At 61.3% G+C, this 17328-nt stretch carries 21 protein-coding genes; 11 read left to right on the top strand and 10 right to left on the bottom strand.

All coding sequences use genetic code 11. The features are described from left to right. Positions 1-53 precede the first annotated feature (53 nt). The 3 genes from ACP7C6_RS25000 to ACP7C6_RS24990 all read left to right on the top strand — a co-directional run bounded on the left by ACP7C6_RS25000 (position 54) and on the right by ACP7C6_RS24990 (position 1259). Entirely contained in the window at positions 54-542 is a 489-nt protein-coding gene (locus ACP7C6_RS25000; RefSeq protein ID WP_028619804.1) for a DMT family transporter, read from the top strand. Between the two features lie 4 nt (positions 543-546). Next, entirely contained in the window at positions 547-999 is a 453-nt protein-coding gene (locus ACP7C6_RS24995; RefSeq protein WP_068936175.1) for a DMT family transporter, read from the top strand. 89 nt (positions 1000-1088) lie between these two features. Beyond that, positions 1089-1259, top strand: coding sequence for a metallothionein (locus ACP7C6_RS24990; RefSeq protein ID WP_016977247.1), 171 nt, complete (start codon positions 1089-1091; stop codon positions 1257-1259). Between the two features lie 29 nt (positions 1260-1288). Here ACP7C6_RS24990 and ACP7C6_RS24985 read toward each other — a convergent pair whose 3' ends face one another. Next, entirely contained in the window at positions 1289-1561 is a 273-nt protein-coding gene (locus tag ACP7C6_RS24985; protein WP_068936173.1) for a hypothetical protein, read from the bottom strand. 146 nt (positions 1562-1707) lie between these two features. On the opposite strand from ACP7C6_RS24985, the gene ACP7C6_RS24980 reads away from it, so the two are divergent. From ACP7C6_RS24980 to ACP7C6_RS24970, 3 genes are all read left to right on the top strand, one after another. Further along, entirely contained in the window at positions 1708-2472 is a 765-nt protein-coding gene (locus ACP7C6_RS24980) for an AraC family transcriptional regulator (protein ID WP_028619807.1), read from the top strand. Positions 2473-2561: 89 nt separating this feature from the next. Continuing rightward, a complete protein-coding gene (locus ACP7C6_RS24975; RefSeq protein WP_122684409.1) occupies positions 2562-2735 on the top strand; it encodes a DUF1427 family protein in 174 nt (57 codons plus the stop codon). A 30-nt stretch (positions 2736-2765) separates the two neighbouring features. Then, positions 2766-3725, top strand: coding sequence for a quinone oxidoreductase family protein (locus ACP7C6_RS24970; RefSeq protein WP_028619808.1), 960 nt, complete (start codon positions 2766-2768; stop codon positions 3723-3725). A 9-nt stretch (positions 3726-3734) separates the two neighbouring features. Here the strand turns inward: ACP7C6_RS24970 and ACP7C6_RS24965 are convergent, their stop codons facing one another. From ACP7C6_RS24965 to ACP7C6_RS24955, 3 genes are all read right to left on the bottom strand, one after another. Further along, positions 3735-4760: a purine-nucleoside phosphorylase gene (locus ACP7C6_RS24965; RefSeq protein WP_122555194.1), complete on the bottom strand. Its 1026-nt coding sequence runs from the start codon at positions 4758-4760 to the stop codon at positions 3735-3737. 14 nt (positions 4761-4774) lie between these two features. Continuing rightward, positions 4775-5722: a nucleoside-specific channel-forming protein Tsx gene (locus tag ACP7C6_RS24960; RefSeq protein ID WP_028619810.1), complete on the bottom strand. Its 948-nt coding sequence runs from the start codon at positions 5720-5722 to the stop codon at positions 4775-4777. 155 nt (positions 5723-5877) lie between these two features. Beyond that, entirely contained in the window at positions 5878-6816 is a 939-nt protein-coding gene (locus tag ACP7C6_RS24955) for an AraC family transcriptional regulator (protein WP_123476620.1), read from the bottom strand. A 261-nt stretch (positions 6817-7077) separates the two neighbouring features. Between ACP7C6_RS24955 and ACP7C6_RS24950 the strand changes: the two genes are divergently transcribed. Beyond that, entirely contained in the window at positions 7078-8337 is a 1260-nt protein-coding gene (locus tag ACP7C6_RS24950) for an ABC transporter substrate-binding protein (RefSeq protein WP_426109472.1), read from the top strand. 18 nt (positions 8338-8355) lie between these two features. Next, positions 8356-9129 (top strand): L-iditol 2-dehydrogenase, encoded by a 774-nt coding sequence (locus ACP7C6_RS24945; protein WP_426109362.1) that lies wholly within the window; start codon positions 8356-8358, stop codon positions 9127-9129. A 105-nt stretch (positions 9130-9234) separates the two neighbouring features. On the opposite strand, the gene ACP7C6_RS24940 is transcribed toward ACP7C6_RS24945, so the two are convergent. Continuing rightward, positions 9235-9927, bottom strand: a complete 693-nt coding sequence (locus ACP7C6_RS24940; protein ID WP_122684417.1) for an NUDIX hydrolase — start codon at positions 9925-9927, stop codon at positions 9235-9237. Positions 9928-10074: 147 nt separating this feature from the next. Between ACP7C6_RS24940 and ACP7C6_RS24935 the strand changes: the two genes are divergently transcribed. Genes ACP7C6_RS24935 through nadE form a run of 3 tightly spaced genes read left to right on the top strand, consistent with a single transcriptional unit; the run spans position 10075 to position 12762 of the window. Further along, positions 10075-10722 (top strand): nicotinamidase, encoded by a 648-nt coding sequence (locus ACP7C6_RS24935; RefSeq protein WP_028619815.1) that lies wholly within the window; start codon positions 10075-10077, stop codon positions 10720-10722. 11 nt (positions 10723-10733) lie between these two features. Further along, a complete protein-coding gene (gene pncB / locus ACP7C6_RS24930; RefSeq protein ID WP_028619816.1) occupies positions 10734-11951 on the top strand; it encodes a nicotinate phosphoribosyltransferase in 1218 nt (405 codons plus the stop codon). A 1-nt stretch (position 11952) separates the two neighbouring features. Further along, a complete protein-coding gene (nadE, locus tag ACP7C6_RS24925; RefSeq protein WP_338569700.1) occupies positions 11953-12762 on the top strand; it encodes an ammonia-dependent NAD(+) synthetase in 810 nt (269 codons plus the stop codon). On the opposite strand, the gene ACP7C6_RS24920 is transcribed toward nadE, so the two are convergent. Genes ACP7C6_RS24920 through ACP7C6_RS24900 form a run of 5 tightly spaced genes read right to left on the bottom strand, consistent with a single transcriptional unit; the run spans position 12763 to position 17327 of the window. After that, positions 12763-13794, bottom strand: a complete 1032-nt coding sequence (locus ACP7C6_RS24920; RefSeq protein WP_028619818.1) for an ABC transporter substrate-binding protein — start codon at positions 13792-13794, stop codon at positions 12763-12765. It abuts the gene before it with no gap. A gap of 14 nt (positions 13795-13808) precedes the next feature. Continuing rightward, on the bottom strand, positions 13809-14906 hold the full coding sequence (locus tag ACP7C6_RS24915) for an NAD(P)/FAD-dependent oxidoreductase (RefSeq protein ID WP_426109361.1): 1098 nt from the start codon (positions 14904-14906) through the stop codon (positions 13809-13811). Beyond that, positions 14903-16246, bottom strand: coding sequence for an NAD(P)/FAD-dependent oxidoreductase (locus tag ACP7C6_RS24910; RefSeq protein ID WP_311895643.1), 1344 nt, complete (start codon positions 16244-16246; stop codon positions 14903-14905). Before ACP7C6_RS24910 ends, ACP7C6_RS24915 begins: the two co-directional genes overlap by 4 nt. After that, complete coding sequence (locus ACP7C6_RS24905; RefSeq protein ID WP_426109360.1) at positions 16243-16533, bottom strand: (2Fe-2S)-binding protein; 291 nt, start codon at positions 16531-16533, stop codon at positions 16243-16245. Before ACP7C6_RS24905 ends, ACP7C6_RS24910 begins: the two co-directional genes overlap by 4 nt. Further along, positions 16533-17327: an ABC transporter permease subunit gene (locus ACP7C6_RS24900; protein ID WP_122684427.1), complete on the bottom strand. Its 795-nt coding sequence runs from the start codon at positions 17325-17327 to the stop codon at positions 16533-16535. Before ACP7C6_RS24900 ends, ACP7C6_RS24905 begins: the two co-directional genes overlap by 1 nt. Position 17328 lies beyond the last annotated feature (1 nt).

The following is a 17328-nucleotide window of genomic DNA, read 5'->3' as shown; positions in this document are numbered from 1 at the left end:
CGGCCACCGGATAATGCTCGCCATCCAATCCTTTGTAGATGTGCAGGTGGTGTATGCAAGCAAGTTCCATCGAGGGCGTGGCGTTAGCCAAGCCGAAAAAAAACGTCCTGCGGCTACTGCTTTTGCCGCTGGTGATCGTGGCTGGCATGGGTTTGTCGGTTGAAGCGGGCCTGCTCGGGCCATTGGGTGTGCAGGTGGGGCATTTGTGGGCGACGCTGAGCATCTTTGGTGTGGGCTCGGCCATCCTGTTTCTACTGCTGCTGTTCAGTGGCCCGCAAAAGGGCCCGGCGTTGTCCGAGTTGCCGCGCTGGCAGTTGATCGGCGGTTTGCTGGGGCCGATCTACGTGGTGGTGCTGACCCTGGCCACGCCGCATATCGGCATCGCGATGACCATGATCGCGATTCTTTCGGGGCAAGTCGGCAAGAGCGTGCTGATCGATCATTTCGGCTGGTTCGGGGCGGCGCGCAAGCGGGTCAATGGCGAGCGCTGGATTGCCCTGGCGCTGATTGTGGTGGCACTTGTTTTGATTGCGCGAGGTTAAGGCGATGAACCTGATTCTGTTACTGGTAGTAGTAGTCGCCGCAGGTGCGGTGTTGAGTGTGCAGGCCGCCATCAATGGTCGCCTGGGCCAGGCGGTGGGTGTATTGCGCGGCAGCCTGGTGACTTTTGGAGTGGGCGCGATTGTCACTGCGTTGTTGATCCTGTTCTTTGAACCCGCCCAGGCAGTGAGCTTGCTGGATGTGCCGAAATGGCAACTCACGGGGGCCTTGTTCGGAGTGGTGTACATGATGGTGATGGTCGGCGCGGTGCCTGTCGTCGGCACGGCGGTAGCGACGGTGGCTGTGATCGTCGGGCAATTGGGCATGGGCATGCTGATCGACAACTTCGGTTGGCTGGGCAATCCGGCGATTGAATTGTCGGGTGCGCGGATTGTGGCGATGGTCTGCCTGGCCCTTGCGCTGGTGTTCATGTACCGCAGCAATACCCGCGCCGACTGACGGTTTGAACCATCGCCGACGGGCCGCAGTCACTCATTAAGGTGCCGGCGCCCGCCGCACCGGGACGACCAAGAAAAAGGAGTCTGACCATGCCAGATAAGACCTGTGCCTGCCCACACTGCAAGTGTGTGCTGGGAGCTGACGCGGTAATGAAGGACGGCAAGGGCTATTGCTGTCAGGGCTGTGCGGAGCACCATGCGCATGGTGAGCCGTGTGCGGCGGCAACCGGGTGCGAGTGCGCCAAATCCGCCAAAGGTTGATGTGTTTGCGGGAGCCGGCCAGCCGGCTCCTATTGGCGTTCGAGTTCGAGCCGCAGGCTATGGTCGGCCAGGTGTCGACGATGCTTCACCACGCCACGGGTACGTCGTCCCTCCAGCGCAAACACCACCGTCTGCGCCTCACGTAGATCGTCCGGCAACGGTTGAAACACTTTCAGTACCGTCCCACCCGCTTGGTGTTGCAAGCTCACTTGGCATTCGACATGCCGGGTAATCGGCCCGAACAGGGTGTCCTGGGTGTAGTCGATCCGTGCCATGCCGTTGACCGGCAGTATTGCATCCATGGTCTCTCTCCTTGATCAAGCCTGTAGCGCACGCTTCCGAGCTGTGTCGGTATAAGCCAATGATCCGCGTGACCCGTAAAAATTCACTCGGATTGTCGAACGGTGGTCATTACCATGGCGGCTCACACTTGATTGATGTGTACATCATGGCCCTGGCTGCGCCTCCCGACCTCAGTGATCACGCCGTCCCCGTGCAGCCCTTGGCGCGTACCTATCCGCGTGGACTGTACGTTGAGCCCCACAGCCATGACTGGGGCCAATTGCTCTACGCCATGAGCGGCGTGATGTGGGTCGAGACGCCGCGCGAAGCCCTGGTGGTGCCGCCGCAGCGTGCCGTCTGGCTGCCGCCCGGGGTGGAACACGGAATTCGCGTGGTGTCGGATTTGCAGATGCGCAATATCTACTTGCGTCCGGCACTGGCGGCCACATTGGACAGCCAGGTGCAGGTGATCGAGGTCGGTGGGTTGCTGCGTGAACTGATCGTCACGCTGGTGGACCAGGGCGATAACGGCGATGCGGCGTATTACGACGCCGTGGTCAGCCTGGCCTTGCTGGAATTGCAGCGGGCGCGCCGCTCGCAGATCCGCATCGCGATGCCGGTGGATGCCGACCGTCGACTGATCAGTGCGTGCCAGGCGGTCATGGCTGCGCCATCGCTGGAGATTGCTTTCGAACAGCATGCCGAAGCCGCCGGAGCCAGTGTGCGTACCTTGTCGCGGCTGTTTCAGAATAACCTGGGCATGGGCTTTGCCGAATGGCGCCGCCAGGTGCAATTGGCCACGGCGGTGGCGGAGTTGATCCAGGGCCAGCCAGTCAGTGCGATCGCACGCTCCCTCGGCTATTCCCCCAGCAGTTTCAGCGACATGTTCCGCCGCGAACTCGGTATAGCGCCTTCGCAGTACATCGGCTGAGGAGTTGGCCGAAATTCTGAAGCACTTGGCCGATGCTTCAGGAAGGTGCCCTCTACACTGAGCGCATCCACCCACAAGGCGCTACCCCCATGAACTACTTGATTTCCCTCGCCATCGGCCTGTTTGTCGGCGTGATCTATGGCGCCTTGGATTTCCGTTCGCCCGCACCGCCGGCCATCGCCCTGGTGGGCCTGATGGGCATGTTGCTGGGTGAAAAGCTCTGGCCCATGGGGCGACAGCTGGTGAGCACTTGGTTCTCCTGATCTCTTTTTTCACTTCGATGGATATTGGCCATGAAAGCACTGCAATTTTCCGCCACCGGCGACCTCGCCGCCCTGCGCTTCGTTGATGTCGCCACCCCGGTGCCGGCCGCCGGTGAAGTACTGGTGCAGGTCAAGGCCGCCGGCCTTAACCCCAGTGACGTCAAAAACGTGCTTGGTCGCTTTCCCTACACCACTTTGCCGCGCATTCCCGGTCGTGATTTTGCCGGTGTGGTGGTGGAGGGACCGCAGGAACTGCTGGGCCAAGAGGTTTGGGGCACTGGCCGTGACCTGGGTTTTTTTGCCGACGGTTCCCACGCCCAGTACCTCACTGTGCCGGCCAAGGGCGTGGCGCATAAGCCCAGCCATTTGAGTTTTGCCCAGGCCGCCAGCCTCGGTGTGCCCTATACCACCGCCTGGGACGCCCTCGAGCGCAGTGGTGTGACCCAAGGCACGCGCCTGTTGGTGATCGGTGCCAATGGCGCGGTCGGCAGCGCCACCCTGGCCCTGGCAAAAATCCGTGGCGCCCAGGTGCTGGCCGCTGTACGTCGGCCAGAGCAGGCCGAGGTATTGCAGGCGCAAGGTTGTGAAGCGGTTACCTTAGGCAAACCGGAAGAGCTCGGTGCGCAGGTCAATGCGGTATTCAAGGGCGGCGCTGATGTGATCTTCGACACCACCGGTTTCTGGCTGCCGGCGGCCGTTGCAGGTTTGGCGCCGTTCGGTCGCATCGCGATCATCGCCGCGCCGGTGGACGGTCATGTACAACTGCCGGCGCTGGCGCTGTACCGCAAAGGCGGCTCGGTGGTGGGGATCAACTCGTTGCTCTACAACTGCGAGCAATGCGCGGTAATGCTGGAGCAGTTCGGGCGTTTCTTTGATGAGGGCTTGTTGCCGTTGCCCACCGGCCTGCATGAAGTGGCGCTGGCCGATGGGGTGCAGTGCTATGAGGCCGTGAATCAAGGCAGCGCAGACAAAATCATCTTTCTGCCTTGATCCTGGTGGTCAGGCCTCGGGAACACCGTTCTTCCACGCCGACCAATTCTTGAGGATCGCCTGTACCAACGGGTTGCCCGTGCGGTACAGGTTTTCCAGCGCCGGCACAAAACCGCCCTGATCCGCGTACTTCAGCAGGTTGTCCACTTCGCTGTAGCCAGGGTACGGACGGTCGAAGTCCGAGCCTGCACGCACCACCGCCAGGCGCTGGATATCCACCAGACCTTCGCGACTGGCGCGCAGCAGGGCTTCGTAGGTGGAGTTGTCTTCCTGTTGGGTGGTGCAGTATTCACCTTTGTTGTCGGTCAGCAACTTGGTCCAGACTTCGGCGCGTTCGCTCAGGCGTGTACCGGAAAACCAGGTGTTGCCCGCCAGGGTGTCGCAGCGGGTGACTTGCGGCGGTTGATTGGCCGGGGCGGCGGGGTAGTGTTTACGCCAGGCGGCGGACTCCTTGCTTTCGGTCAGCTCCACTTTTTGTGACAAGGCAAACGCCTTGGCCTGCAACTTGGGGTTCAGCTCAAACACTTCGGTCTTGTAGTCCAACGGTGGTTTTTCGTTGGGACCTTTGGTGTTGATGCCGATATAGCCCGTCGGCCAATCCTTGGGCGCATCCCGTGAGTCCAGCTCCCACTGGGTGCCGAATTCCACCAGGTAATGGGCCCAGGCTGCGGTGCCGATGGTGCCGTGCTTGGGGCTGATGCCGGCGATCCCGGCGATCAGGAAATAGCTCTGGCGCAGGTCGAATTTGGGCGACAAGGCCAAGGCCAGCGTGGACGCGGCGGCGTTGGTCTGGCCCATGCCAGTGACCAGCAGGCACACGTCCTGGGTGTTGCAACGGATCACCGGGTATTCGGCGGACAGCCCTGGCACGCGGACTTCCTGCTTGAGTTCCAGGCGATCGATCCAGGTTTGCGCCTCAGGGGCGAACATGGTGATCAACATCACCTTGGGTTTGATCGGTGCGGTATCGGCCAGCACCACGTGGGGCAGCAGCGCCAGGCCGACCGCCATGGAGAAACGTGTAAACGCGTTCATCTAAAGCTCCTCTATCAGAATTGGTAGCCCACGCCGGCGTAGTAACCCCAGCCGTCGGAACGGGCGCGGAAGTTGCCTTCGCCGAAATTCAACTCACTGCCGTCTTCCCAGTTGCCGCCGTTATGGAAGTAACGGCCGACCAGGGTGAAACGCAGGTGGGTGAACGAGTACAGCAACACATTGGTCGCGACCAGCGAGTTGGCGGTGCGCGCCGGGTTGTCCTTGTGCAGGTCGGAGCCGAAATCGTAGTTGGTGAAGCCGATGTAGGTCAGCGAGGCGCCGTTATCGAATTTGCCGATGGGCACGATGTACTTCATCTGCGCACGGTAGCCATCCCATGAATATTCATTGCTGGCGCCGTAGTTTTCCCACTGGTAGCGCCCGTAGAAGTTGGCCGACAGGTTCACCCGCGAATGGGTGTCGATGTCGGTGCCGAGGCCGCTGTATAAGGTGTTGGCGCGGTTTTCCTTGCGGCTGCCATGGTCGTAGATCCAGTCGAACGCTACATACCATTCCTTGAACGGGCCGAAGGCCAGGCTACGGCCCGCCAGGTAGTCGATGGAGATACGCGGTTCGTGCTCCATGAACACTGGCGAGCCATGGTCCCACACGCCTTTGTCATTACTGTTACCGATGGTGAGAATCTTCGGCACGTCGACATAGCCGTACAACTCGAACGGCCCTTTGCGGCCGAAGTACTCGTATTCCAGGTAGACATCATCCTGTGGCTTGGGGCCGAAGCTGATGTCTTTGCTGCCAATCAATGTCAGGTCCTGGTTGAACCATTCCGACAGGTACGCGCCTTTTTTCGCCGGGCTGGCTTGCGGGCTGAGGGTTTCGCCCTGTGCTGAGTCATCCACGGGTTTTTCCTGCGCCAAAATGGGGGCGCTGAGTACTCCCGTAACGGCGGCCAGTAGCAAGGAAACACCAAAGGAGGCAGGACGCCTTGAGGTGGAGTGCATTGAAAATCCCTATTCGTACGCGGTTTGAACCCGATTCTCCGGGTAAGGGTGAACTTGGCAGGCAAGTTCGTACCGCAAACGTTTGCACAGGCTGTACCAAGTTTTCTCAATGGGTTGATCAAATTGAAAAAAACGGGATTTAGTCGACCTTTTGGTCAGAATTGATTGGGTGTCATTTTTTCAATGCGTTGGAACAGGTGCATCGCTGTTTCCCGTCGATAGTCACTCGGCGTCTGGTGCATTTCGATACGGAAGTGCCGGTTGAAATTCGACAGGTTGGCGTAGCCCACTTCAAAGCAGATATCCGCCACCGACATGTCGCTTTGCAACAGCAATCGGCAGGCGCGCTGCACCCGGAACTTGCGCATCAGGTCGATGAAGCCGTGGCCGGTGTTGCGCTTGAAGAAGCGTGAGAAGCCCGGCTCGCTCATCTCCAACTGTTGCGCGATCACCGACAGGCGAACATCGCCGGTCAGCTCGCGCATCAGATAGTCAAACGCCTTGTTGATACGTTCGGCGCTGCGTGCATCCAACGTCGGTGCATAGCACGGGCTGGCCAGGGCCTTGGCCTGTTGTGTCGGGGCGTTCTTCAGGGTGTCGAGCAGTTGCAGGAACAGGATCAAGCGTTGCAGGCCGTGGGCGGCGCCGATGGCTTCCATCAAGTGCGCAGCCTGCAACGCGGTGTCGCCGGTGAATTCCAGCCCGCGCCGGGCACGCTCGAACAGCGGTTGCAGGTCACCGAGTTCCGGCAGGGTCTTGCGCAGGGCGAGGAGGGCGGCACCGTCGAATTGCAACACCACGTCGCGCCCGCTCAGGTATTCGCCGGGGGCGAGTTCACCGATCCAGTCATGGGGCAGGTCGGGGCCAATCAGCGCCACATGCCCGGCACTGAACGCACCAATGTAGTCGCCCGCGACCAGTTTGCCGCTGCCTTGGCGGATCAGATGGATTTCAAATTCGGGATGGTGGTTCCAGCGCGCCAGGTCGTAGGGGTAGTCATGTTCGAACCAGCGGAAGCAGTGGTCCGGCTCGGGCAAAATCACTTCGAGTTCGGCGGGGCGGTGCTCGAACAGCTTGGCGCGGCTGATGGGCATGGCGGGATTCTTATGATTCTTGGAAGCGCTCCAAAATACGCGCCTCAGTCATGGGCGCGCTACCCCTGGTTTTGCCTGGCACTGATACTTTTTTAACGTTCATATCCAGGTTAAAAAAGTATCAGTCGCCCATCCTCCAGGCGTTTGTGGGGGCTTGGCCAAGCTGCTGTAATCGGCCCTCAACAACAAAAACAACAGGTAGAAACCGCTATGTCCAAGCTCCCGCAAGCGTTGTTCCTGCTTTCCAGCCTGACGCTGGCCATGCCCAGCCACGCCGCCGACACCGTGACCATCGCCACGGTCAACAACAGCGACATGATCCGCATGCAGCGCCTGTCCAAGGTGTTCGAAGCACAGCACCCGGACATCAAGCTCAACTGGGTGGTGCTGGAAGAAAACGTGCTGCGCCAGCGCCTCACCACCGATATCGCCACCCAAGGCGGGCAGTTCGACGTGCTGACCATCGGCACCTACGAAACCCCACTCTGGGGCGCCAAGCACTGGCTGGAACCCCTGACCCAACTGCCGGCCGATTATGACGCCGACGATATCTTCCCCTCGGTACGCCAGGGCCTGTCGGTCAACAACACCCTGTACGCCTTGCCGTTCTACGGCGAAAGCACCGTCACCTACTACCGCACCGACCTGTTCAAGCAGGCCGGGTTGAGCATGCCCGCGCATCCTACCTGGACGCAGCTCGGCGAGTTCGCCGCCAAGCTCACCGTCAAGGACAAGGGCCAATACGGCATGTGCCTGCGCGGCAAGGCCGGCTGGGGCGAGAACATCGCCTTGCTGAGCACCATGGCCAATTCCTTTGGTGCACGCTGGTTCGACGAGCAGTGGAAGCCCGAGCTGACCAGCCCCGAGTGGACGGCGGCCGCCAACTTCTATGTCAACACCCTCAAGCAATACGGCCCGCCGGGTGTGTCCAGCAATGGTTTCAACGAAACCCTGGCGCTGTTCAACAGCGGCAAATGCGCGATCTGGGTCGATGCCAGCGTCGCCGGTTCCTTCACCACCGACAAGAGCCAGAGCAAGGTCGCCGACAGCGTCGGTTTCGCTGCCGCGCCTACCGAAGTCACCGATAAAGGTTCTTCGTGGCTGTATGCTTGGTCCCTGGCAATTCCGGCCACATCCAAGCACAAGGACGCTGCCAAGGCCTTCATTAGTTGGGCGACGTCCAAGGAGTACATCCAGCTGGTCGCTGATAAAGAAGGCATCACCAACGTACCGCCGGGCACCCGACAATCTACCTACAGCGAGGCGTACTTGAAGGCTGCCCCATTCGCCCAGGTGACCCTGGAAATGATGAAGCACGCCGATCCCGCGCACCCTTCGGCCAAGCCGGTGCCGTACGTGGGCATCCAGTACGTGACCATTCCCGAGTTCCAGGCCATTGGCACTTCGGTCGGCAAGCTGTTCTCTGCGGCGCTGACCGGTGGCATGTCGGTTGACCAGGCCCTGCTGGAAGCCCAGTCCACCACCGAGCGCGAAATGAAACGCGCCGGCTACCCGAAATAACTTCAACAGGACTTTTTCATGAAACGACTTGAAGGCAAGAGCGCGCTGATCACCGGATCGGCGCGTGGCATCGGCCGCGCCTTTGCCCAGGCCTACATCGCCGAAGGCGCCACCGTGGCCATCGCCGACATCAACCTGCAACGGGCCCAGGCCACGGCGGCTGAGCTGGGCCCACAGGCGTATGCCGTCGCCATGGATGTCACCGACCAGGCGTCCATCGACGGTGCGATTGCCGCAGTGGTCGCCCAGGTTGGCAAGCTGGATATCCTCGTCAACAACGCCGCGCTGTTCGACCTGGCGCCCATTGTCGATATCACCCGCGACAGCTACGAACGGCTGTTCTCGATCAATGTCGCCGGCACGCTCTTCACCTTGCAGGCCGCCGCACGGCAGATGATCAGCCAGGGCCATGGCGGCAAGATCATCAACATGGCCAGCCAGGCCGGACGCCGCGGCGAGCCGTTGGTGGCAATCTACTGCGCGACCAAGGCGGCGGTGATCAGTTTGACGCAATCGGCGGGGTTGAATTTGATCAAGCAGGGGATCAACGTCAACGCCATCGCACCAGGAGTGGTGGATGGCGAGCATTGGGATGGGGTGGATGCATTGTTTGCCAAGCATGAAGGGTTGGCGCCTGGCGAGAAGAAAAAGCGGGTAGGGGGCGACGTACCATTTGGGCGGATGGGCACGGCGGAGGATCTGACCGGGATGGCGGTGTTCCTGGCCTCGAAAGAGTCCGACTACGTGGTGGCCCAGACTTACAACGTCGATGGCGGCAACTGGATGAGCTGACCCAAAAAACCTCGTAGGAGCCGGCTTGCCGGCGATGAGGCCCTTGAAAACTGCGCAATGCCCAAGGCCGCCATCGCCGGCAAGCCGGCTCCTACAGAGGGTGGTTCACTCGGCAAAACTGCGATCAAAGAAATAAATGTCCCCAGGCTTCAGTTTCTCCACCGTCGCCTGGGGCCTGCCGCCTTCACCATTCTTCTTGCGCCCCGTCTCGCGCAGGTACCCCGCTTCAGTCAGCTTCAGCAAGCGCTGGCGAATACTGGTCTTCAATACCGGCCGCGCCAGCACCAGGGAAAAGATCGTGGTCGCTTCCGGCGCGCTGAATTCATCGCCCAGGAACATCAGCGGCAAGCTGCTGTACAGCGATTTGGAAAACAAGCGTTCCTGCACGGCGGCCACGATGCTGTTGTGATCGAACGGCAGCTTGATGCTGCCATCCGCCACCCCCGCCAGTGAAAACCAGGCCTGATGCTCACCCAGCTCTACCTCATCCGCCACGATCGCCAGGTAGTAAGTGGACGATGACCAGCAGCGCGGATCACGAAACGCATCCCCCACCGTGCCCACTTGCTCGCTCCAGGCCAGATCAAGTCCGACCTTGTCACTCGCGCGCAAGCGCTCCACCGCGTCCTTGAGGCTCAGGTCTTGCACGCCGCCATTCACCACCACGCCCGGCAGCGCCCAGTGCCCGGCGAAGGGCTCGGCGTCGCGTTTGTTCAGCAGCAATTTCAGTTCCCCGCAGGCGCGGCAATAAAACAATACGCACAGGTCGACGGTGTGGAGGTAGGGGCTCAGGGGCATGTTGACGTCCTTCTAGACAGCGATGACGCACAGTCTAACGAATCGAGCAGATATGTCATGGACTTGCTCCAGGATAGATAACCAGATGTTTCTTGCAATGAAAGTACATGACGTGTACTTTTGTTTCCAGGCCACAGGAGAACCACCATGACCCTCTCGATATCCGCCATCGCTTCATTCGACGTAGACGCCCAGAAAAGCTTCACGCCGCTGTGCCCCAACGAATTGCCTGTGGCCGGCGGCGACCAGATCGGTGCCGAGCTCAACTACATGGCGAGTCTGGCGGGCCATCGCGTCGGCAGCAAAGACGCTCACACCCCGCATGCGCCCTGGGTGGTGTCGCAGCACAGCGAGATGCTGCAAGCCACCGGCCTGACCCACGCCGATGTGACCTGGGTCAGCCATTGCGTACCCGGCACCGAGGGTTTCACCTTGCTCGACGAATTGCCTACGCCTTATGACTACGACTACTTCATCTGGAAAGGCGTCGAACCCGACCTGCACCCCTACGGCGCCTGCTACCACGACCTGCACGACAAACTCTCTACCGGCGTGATCGAGTACCTGAAAGCCCAGGGCGTGACCCGCGTGATCGTCGGCGGCCTGGCTTTGGACTACTGCGTCAAGACCACCGCATTGCAACTGCTCAAGGCTGGCCTGGAAGTGGTTCTGCACTTGCCGGCGTGCAGAGGCATTACGCAGGAGGGCGGTGTACAGGCGGTCAACGAGTTACTCAAGGCCGGTGCCGTCATCAGCAGCACCCGCGAAGAACTGGCCGCGATGGCCGCGCGTTAAGGAGACATACCATGGAAAGTGCCTACGACTACGAAACGCCCGTTATCCAGGGGTTGCTCGACACCGACTACTACACCTTCACCATGATGCAGGCCGTGTTGCACCAGTACCCCAATGTCGATGTGGAGTACAACTTCATCGTGCGGTCCAAGGAAAAGCTCGGCCACCTGATTCCCGAAATTCGTGCCGAGTTGGAGCAACTCGCCAGCCTGCGTATGCGCGAAGGTGAGCTGCGCTTTCTGTTCAATCCACGCTTTCGCGAATACCTTACCCCGGACTACGAGCGATTCCTCGGTCTGTTCCGCTTCAACCTGCGCTACATCCACGTCAGCGAAATCGATGGCCAACTCAACATCCGCGTGGTCGGCCCGATGCTGCACTGCATCATGTTCGAACAGCCGGTCCTGGCCCTGGTCAGTGAGCTGCGTAACCGCAGCAAATACCCCGACGTGACCCTGGAAGATGTCACCCGCAAGCTCTACCAGAAATTCGACTGGCTGCAGAAAAACCTCAGCCGCGAAGAACTCGCCGACCTGCGTGTGTCTGACTTTTCCACCCGGCGCCGCCTGTCGTTCAAGGCCCAGCGTGAAGTGGTCGACATCATGCGCCGCGACTTTCCCGGCCAGTTCGTCGGCACCAGCAATGCGCACCTGGCCTACGAATTCGACCTACCGCTGATCGGCACCATGGCGCACCAATGGCTGATGGTGCACCAGCAACTGGGCCGCCTGCGCGAAAGCCAGAACGCCGCGCTGGAAAACTGGGTGCGCGAATACCGTGGCCGTCTCGGCATTGCCCTGACTGACTGCATCAGCACCGACTTTTTCCTCAAGGACTTCGACCTTTACTTCGCCAAACTGTATGACGGCCTGCGCCAGGACTCCGGTGACCCCATCGTCTGGGCTGACAAGGTGCTGGCGCGCTACAAGCAGCTGGGCATCGATCCGATGACCAAGGACTTGATGTTCTCCGACGGCCTGAACTTCGAAAAATGCCTGCCGATCCTGCGTCACGTGCGTGGCAAGGCCAAATTCGGCTTTGGCATGGGTACCAGCCTGGCCTGCGATGTGGAGGGCGTCGAACCGCTGAGCATCGTGATGAAACTGGTGCGGGTGCACGGCGAACCGGTGGTGAAATTCTCGGATGACCCGATCAAGAACGTTTGCGAAGACGCCTCGTTTTTGCAGTATGCAGCACAAGTGTTCAATGTCGGCAGCGTGGAGGTGTGACATGCAAGAACGTATCGCACAGGAACTGAACATCAATCGGCAACTGGTCAAAGGCGGTGAGTCGAAGGAAATCCAACGGCGCATAGATTTCATCAAGACCACCTTGCTCGGCTCCGGCAGCAAGGCGTTGGTACTGGGCATCAGCGGTGGCGTTGACTCCCTCACGGCTGGCCGTTTGTGCCAGTTGGCCGTAGAGCAACTGCGCGACGAAGACTACGCCGCGCGCTTCATCGCCATGCGCCTGCCTTACAAAACCCAAGCCGACGAAAGCGATGCCCAGGCCTCCCTGGACTTCATCACCCCGGACCAGATCGACACCCTCAACATCGCCGCCAGCGTCGACGGACTCATGGCCAGCCTGACCGCCACCGAGGCCAGCGCCACCCATGTCGATTTCATCAAGGGCAACGTCAAGGCACGCGCACGGATGATCGCCCAGTACGCCGTGGCCAACCTGCACAACGGCCTGGTGGTCGGCACTGACCACGGCGCCGAGGCGTTGATGGGGTTTTTCACCAAGTTCGGTGACGGCGCCTGCGACCTGGCGCCACTGTCGGGCCTGACCAAAACCCAGGTGCGCCTGCTCGCCACGGCCCTCGGCGCCCCCGACAAGTTGGTGCACAAACATCCGACTGCCGACCTGGAAGAGCTTGTGCCGGGCAAGCTGGATGAACACGCTTACGGCTGCACTTACGCAGAAATCGACGCCTACCTGATGGGCGAACCGGTGAGCGAGCGGGTGAGAACCTTAGTCGAGGGCGCGTACAGCAAGACAGCGCACAAACGCGCGCTGCCGATTATTCCCCTTTGATTAACGTTCGATAGACCGACTCCACCGTGCATTCCACTCCGGCCGCGCCTGGTTGACCTGGTCCCAATCAATCGAAATAGCGGTCTGCAAATAACCTTGCATCGCTTCTACCCGGGCGCGGGTCTTGTCGGTGGTCGGCGTGGTCGGGTTAGACGGGATCTGATCGCCTTCTTCCAGCGCCGGGGCCTGGGCTTCGGCGGTCAGCAAAAACGCGGCGAGCTTCTGCGCCAGTTCCGGCTGGTCGTTGCGGGCAATCACGCACTCAGCCACGTTCAGCACCACCGCACCCTCCTTGGGTTGCGCATATTCCATGGGCACACCGAGCAGTTTCTGGGTGGCGACTTGGGTCGGGGTGAGCGGGAAAATCGCGGCTTCGTCGGTCTGCACCATTTCGGAGATCTTTGCGGAGCTGGCGATGTATTCCAGCACGTTGGGGCCAACGGTTTTTGGCCAGGCCTTGAAGCCCGGGTCGACGTTGGTTTCGTCACCGCCCTGGATGCGGTTGAACATCAGGAAGCCATGCAGGCCGAAGGTGGAGGAGGCCAGGGACTGGAACACCACTTTGTCCTTGAAGCGCGGGTCGGCCAGGTCCATCCAGGAGGTGGGCGCGGCCCAGCCTTTTTCCTTGAACATCTTGGCGTTGTAGCCCAGGCCGGTGACGCCGAGGGTCACGGCCACGGCTTGTTCCTTGATCTTCGCCTTGGTAGGGATCTGCTCCAGGGTCGGGCTTGGCGCCAGCTTGTCGCACAACCCCATGGAAATTGCGCGGTACATGATGCCGTCGTCAAGGAACATCACGTGCATCTGCGGGTTGTCTTTGTTGGCCTGGACCTTGGCAAGGATGTCCGACGAGGTGCCGGGCACGATCACCACCTTGACGTTATTGGTCTTTTCGAACGCGGGCAGCACCTTGTCGGCGTAGACCCGTTCCATGGTGCCGCCGTTCATGCCCAGGTACAGCGTGGGCGCGGCGTGGGCCGTTGAGGCGAGCAGGGCGAGGGACAAGCAGGACAGCGCAATACGTGGGTTCATGGATGTTTTTCCTCTCAGGCTTGGAAACGACGGATGGAAAACGCTTCGATAGGTTGGCGGCTGGCACCGGTGCAGACGATCTCTGCCAGGGCTTCACCGACGGCGGGACCAAGCTGGAACCCGGCGCCGGCAAAGCCGAAACCGTGGAGCAAGCCGGGTTGGGTGCTGCTGGGGCCGATCACCGGTTCATGATCGGGGAGGTAACCTTCGGTGCCGCTCCAGGTGCGGATGGCCTGGGCACCCTTGAGAAACGGGTAAAGCTCGCCGGCACTGCGCAGAATCTCCAGCACCGCAGCTTGCCCTGGTCGCGCTTGCTGCGGGCCGAGGGCAAAGCCGCGACCGCCGCCGAGGATGCAATTGCCCCGGGCAACCTGTCGCGCATAGATCCCGCCACCTTCGACGCCCGTGCTCACGTCCATCACCACCGGCAAGGGCTCAGTGACCAGCATCGCCGGGTGTGCCGAGGTCATAGGCACCGCTTCGCCAAACTGTTCGGCCACCGCACCTGCCCACGCCCCGGCGCAATTGAGCAGCCACGGTGCTTGTAGATGCAGACCGTTGGCGCAGTGCACCTGGAAGTCCTGGCCGTCATGCTCGATACGCGTGACCAGCGACTGTTCATACAGGTGAGCGCCGCGTTGTTTCGCCGCGCGGGCAAAGGCGGGCGACACTAGGCGGGGGTTGGCGTGGCCGTCTTCCGGGCACAGCGAGGCACCGACGGCGATGTCACCGACCCAGGGGAATCGCGCGCGCAGCTCGACGTAATCCAGCAACTGCAAGCCCAAGTCAAATCCTTGTGTCTGCTCGGCATACGCTTGTAAGGCGCCGAAATCTGCGTGACTGCGCGCCAGTTTCAAATGCCCGGAACGCACGTATTCGCCATCGATACCGATTAATCCCGGCAAGTCTGCCCACAGTTGGTGGGCACGCTGCGACAGTGGCAACTGGTGCAAGGGCCGACCCTGGCGCCGCACGCCGCCGTAGTTGACGCCGCTGGAGTGTGAGCCGCAGAAATCCCGCTCCACCAGCGCCACGCGCTGGCCTTTCTGCGCCAGCATCAGCGCGGCCGACGCGCCGACAATCCCGCCGCCCAATACGATGACATCAATCACGGCTGCACCTCCACGCCAAACGGCAGCGGCTTGATTGGTGCCTGGCCCCGCAAGCGGCCGACGTTTTCGATGGCCCGGCCACTGCGCTCTGCGACAATTTCCGCCGCCGCCAACCCGCACATCCGGCCTTGGCAGCGGCCCATGCCGACGCGACAGTGGGCCTTGACGCGATTGATCTCCCAGTGGCCCTCATCCACCACCGCGCGCACGTCGCCGACGCGGACTTCTTCGCAGCGACAGAGGATCAATTCATCGGGGGCTTCGACTGCCCAGTTCTCTGGAAAAGGGAACGCGGTTTCCAAACCATGACGAAAGCGTTGGATGGCCGCCAATTGTTGCTCCAGCACAGCAGGGCGGCGCTGATCGATGGCAACACCCGAGTCCTCCAGCACCGCCAGTGCTGCACGTTCACCGGCCATTTGCGCGGCGTCCGCGCCCATGATCCCGGCCCCATCGCCCGCCAGGTACACGCCGTTGACGCTGCTGCGTCCGGCGCTGTCCCGTTGTGGCAGCCACGCGCGGTTAAGGGCATTCCAGGTGAACTCACAGCCAAGCAAGTCCGCCAGTTGCGTCTCGCTGCGCAGGGCATGGGCGAAAGCCACGGCGTCGCACGGCAGAGTCTGATCACCCCATTGAATGCCGCTGACCCGTTGCGTTCCGTCGATCTGTTTAAGCGTGACGCCCTGATGCACGGGAATCCCATGGGCCGTCAGCCAGGCGCGGTAATACAAGCCTTTGGCCAAGGTCGTCGGTTGTCCGAGCAACGCTGGCAAGGCACGGTATTGGGCACTGAACGGCGCGCTGTCGAGCACCGCCACCACCTTGGCCCCAGCCTTGGCGTATTGATAGGCGACCAGATAGAGCAACGGCCCGCTGCCACAAAACGCCACGCGCTCACCGATGGCGCAGCCCTGGTACTTCAAAGCGATTTGCGCCGCGCCAAGGCTGTACACGCCCGGCAGGGTCCAGCCCGGTACGGGCAGGATGCGGTCAGTGGCGCCTGTGGCGACGATGAGTTGCGCGTACTCGATGCTTTCTGCGCGGCCGTTGTTGAGCATATCCAGGCGCCCGTCCTCGGCATTCCACACCAGGGTTTCCGGGCGGTAGTCGATCAGCGGTGCCAGCTCATCCATTGTGCGGTGCACGGCCTCGGCCTTGCGTGCTTCAAATCCGTAAAGCTGCTTGGCGGTGCGTTGAAATCCCTGTGGCTGACGCCGATAAATCTGCCCGCCACCGCGCAGGCTTTCATCCACCAGGCAAGGTCTGATGCCATGGTCGAGCAACGTGCGCGCCGCGCTGATCCCGGCCGGGCCTGCGCCCACAATCACCACAGGCTTCATGACTGGCGCCCCGGATCGCGGCGGATGGCCTGGCCTTCTTCCAATAGCGTCGAACAGGCGCGTACGCGACGCCCGTCTTCAAGTCGCACCCAACAATCCTGGCACACGCCCATCAGGCAGAAACCGGCCCGTCGTTCGGCGCTGAAATCACTTCCGCGCAGGTGTTCGGCGCAGGTCAGCACGGCGGTCAACAAGGTGTCACCGAGCAAACCGCTGGCGGGTTGCCCATCCAGGGTGAAGGCCAGGGCAGGGCGTTGGGTTTCGGCCAGGCGTTTGAACAGGGCCATCAATGTTTCCCTACCAGCACGCGGTCCAGGCCGTAGACCCGGTCCAACAGGATCATGGTGGCCGCCGTGAGTGCAATCACCAGCGCCGACACCGCCGCCATCATCGGGTCGATGGATTCGGTGGCATACACATACATGCGCACCGGCAGGGTCTGGGTCGCCGGCGAGCTGACGAAGATCGACAACGTCACCTCATCGAAACTGTTGATGAACGCCAGCAACCAACCGCCCGCCACCCCCGGCAGGATCATCGGCAGGGTGATCTGGCGAAACAACGTAAAGCGACTGGCGCCCAGGGACTCGGCGGCCTGCTCGGCGCTGCGATCAATCCCGATCGCCGCGGCCAACACCAGGCGCAGCACATACGGGGTGATGATCACCACATGCGCCAGCATCAGCCAGGTGAAGCTGCCGTTCACGCCCATCAGTGCGAACAGGCGCAACATCGCCACGCCGAGCACCAGGTGCGGAATGATGATGGGTGACAGGAACAACGCACTGAAAAAATTGCGCCCCGGAAACTGATAGCGACTGATCGCCAAGGCGGCCGGCACTGCAATCAAGGTGGCCAGACTCGCGGCGGTAAACGCCAGGATCAGGCTGTTGTAGAACGCCTGGATAAAGTCAGCGCGCTCGAACACCGCACGGAACCAGCGCAGGGAGAAGCCCGACGTGGGCAGGCTCAAGGTGTTTTCCGGGGTGAAGGCCACCAGGCATACCACCACCAGCGGCGCCATCATGAACAGCACCACCAGCGCGTGAAAGCCGAGGGCCAAAGGACCGTTTCTGGACATG

The organism is Pseudomonas sp. TWR1-1-4 (genome assembly GCF_049897165.1).
GTDB classification, from domain to species: domain Bacteria; phylum Pseudomonadota; class Gammaproteobacteria; order Pseudomonadales; family Pseudomonadaceae; genus Aquipseudomonas; species Aquipseudomonas canadensis.
Note: the sequence above shows the minus strand (reverse complement) of the source record. Positions and strands in the feature narration are given on the sequence as shown.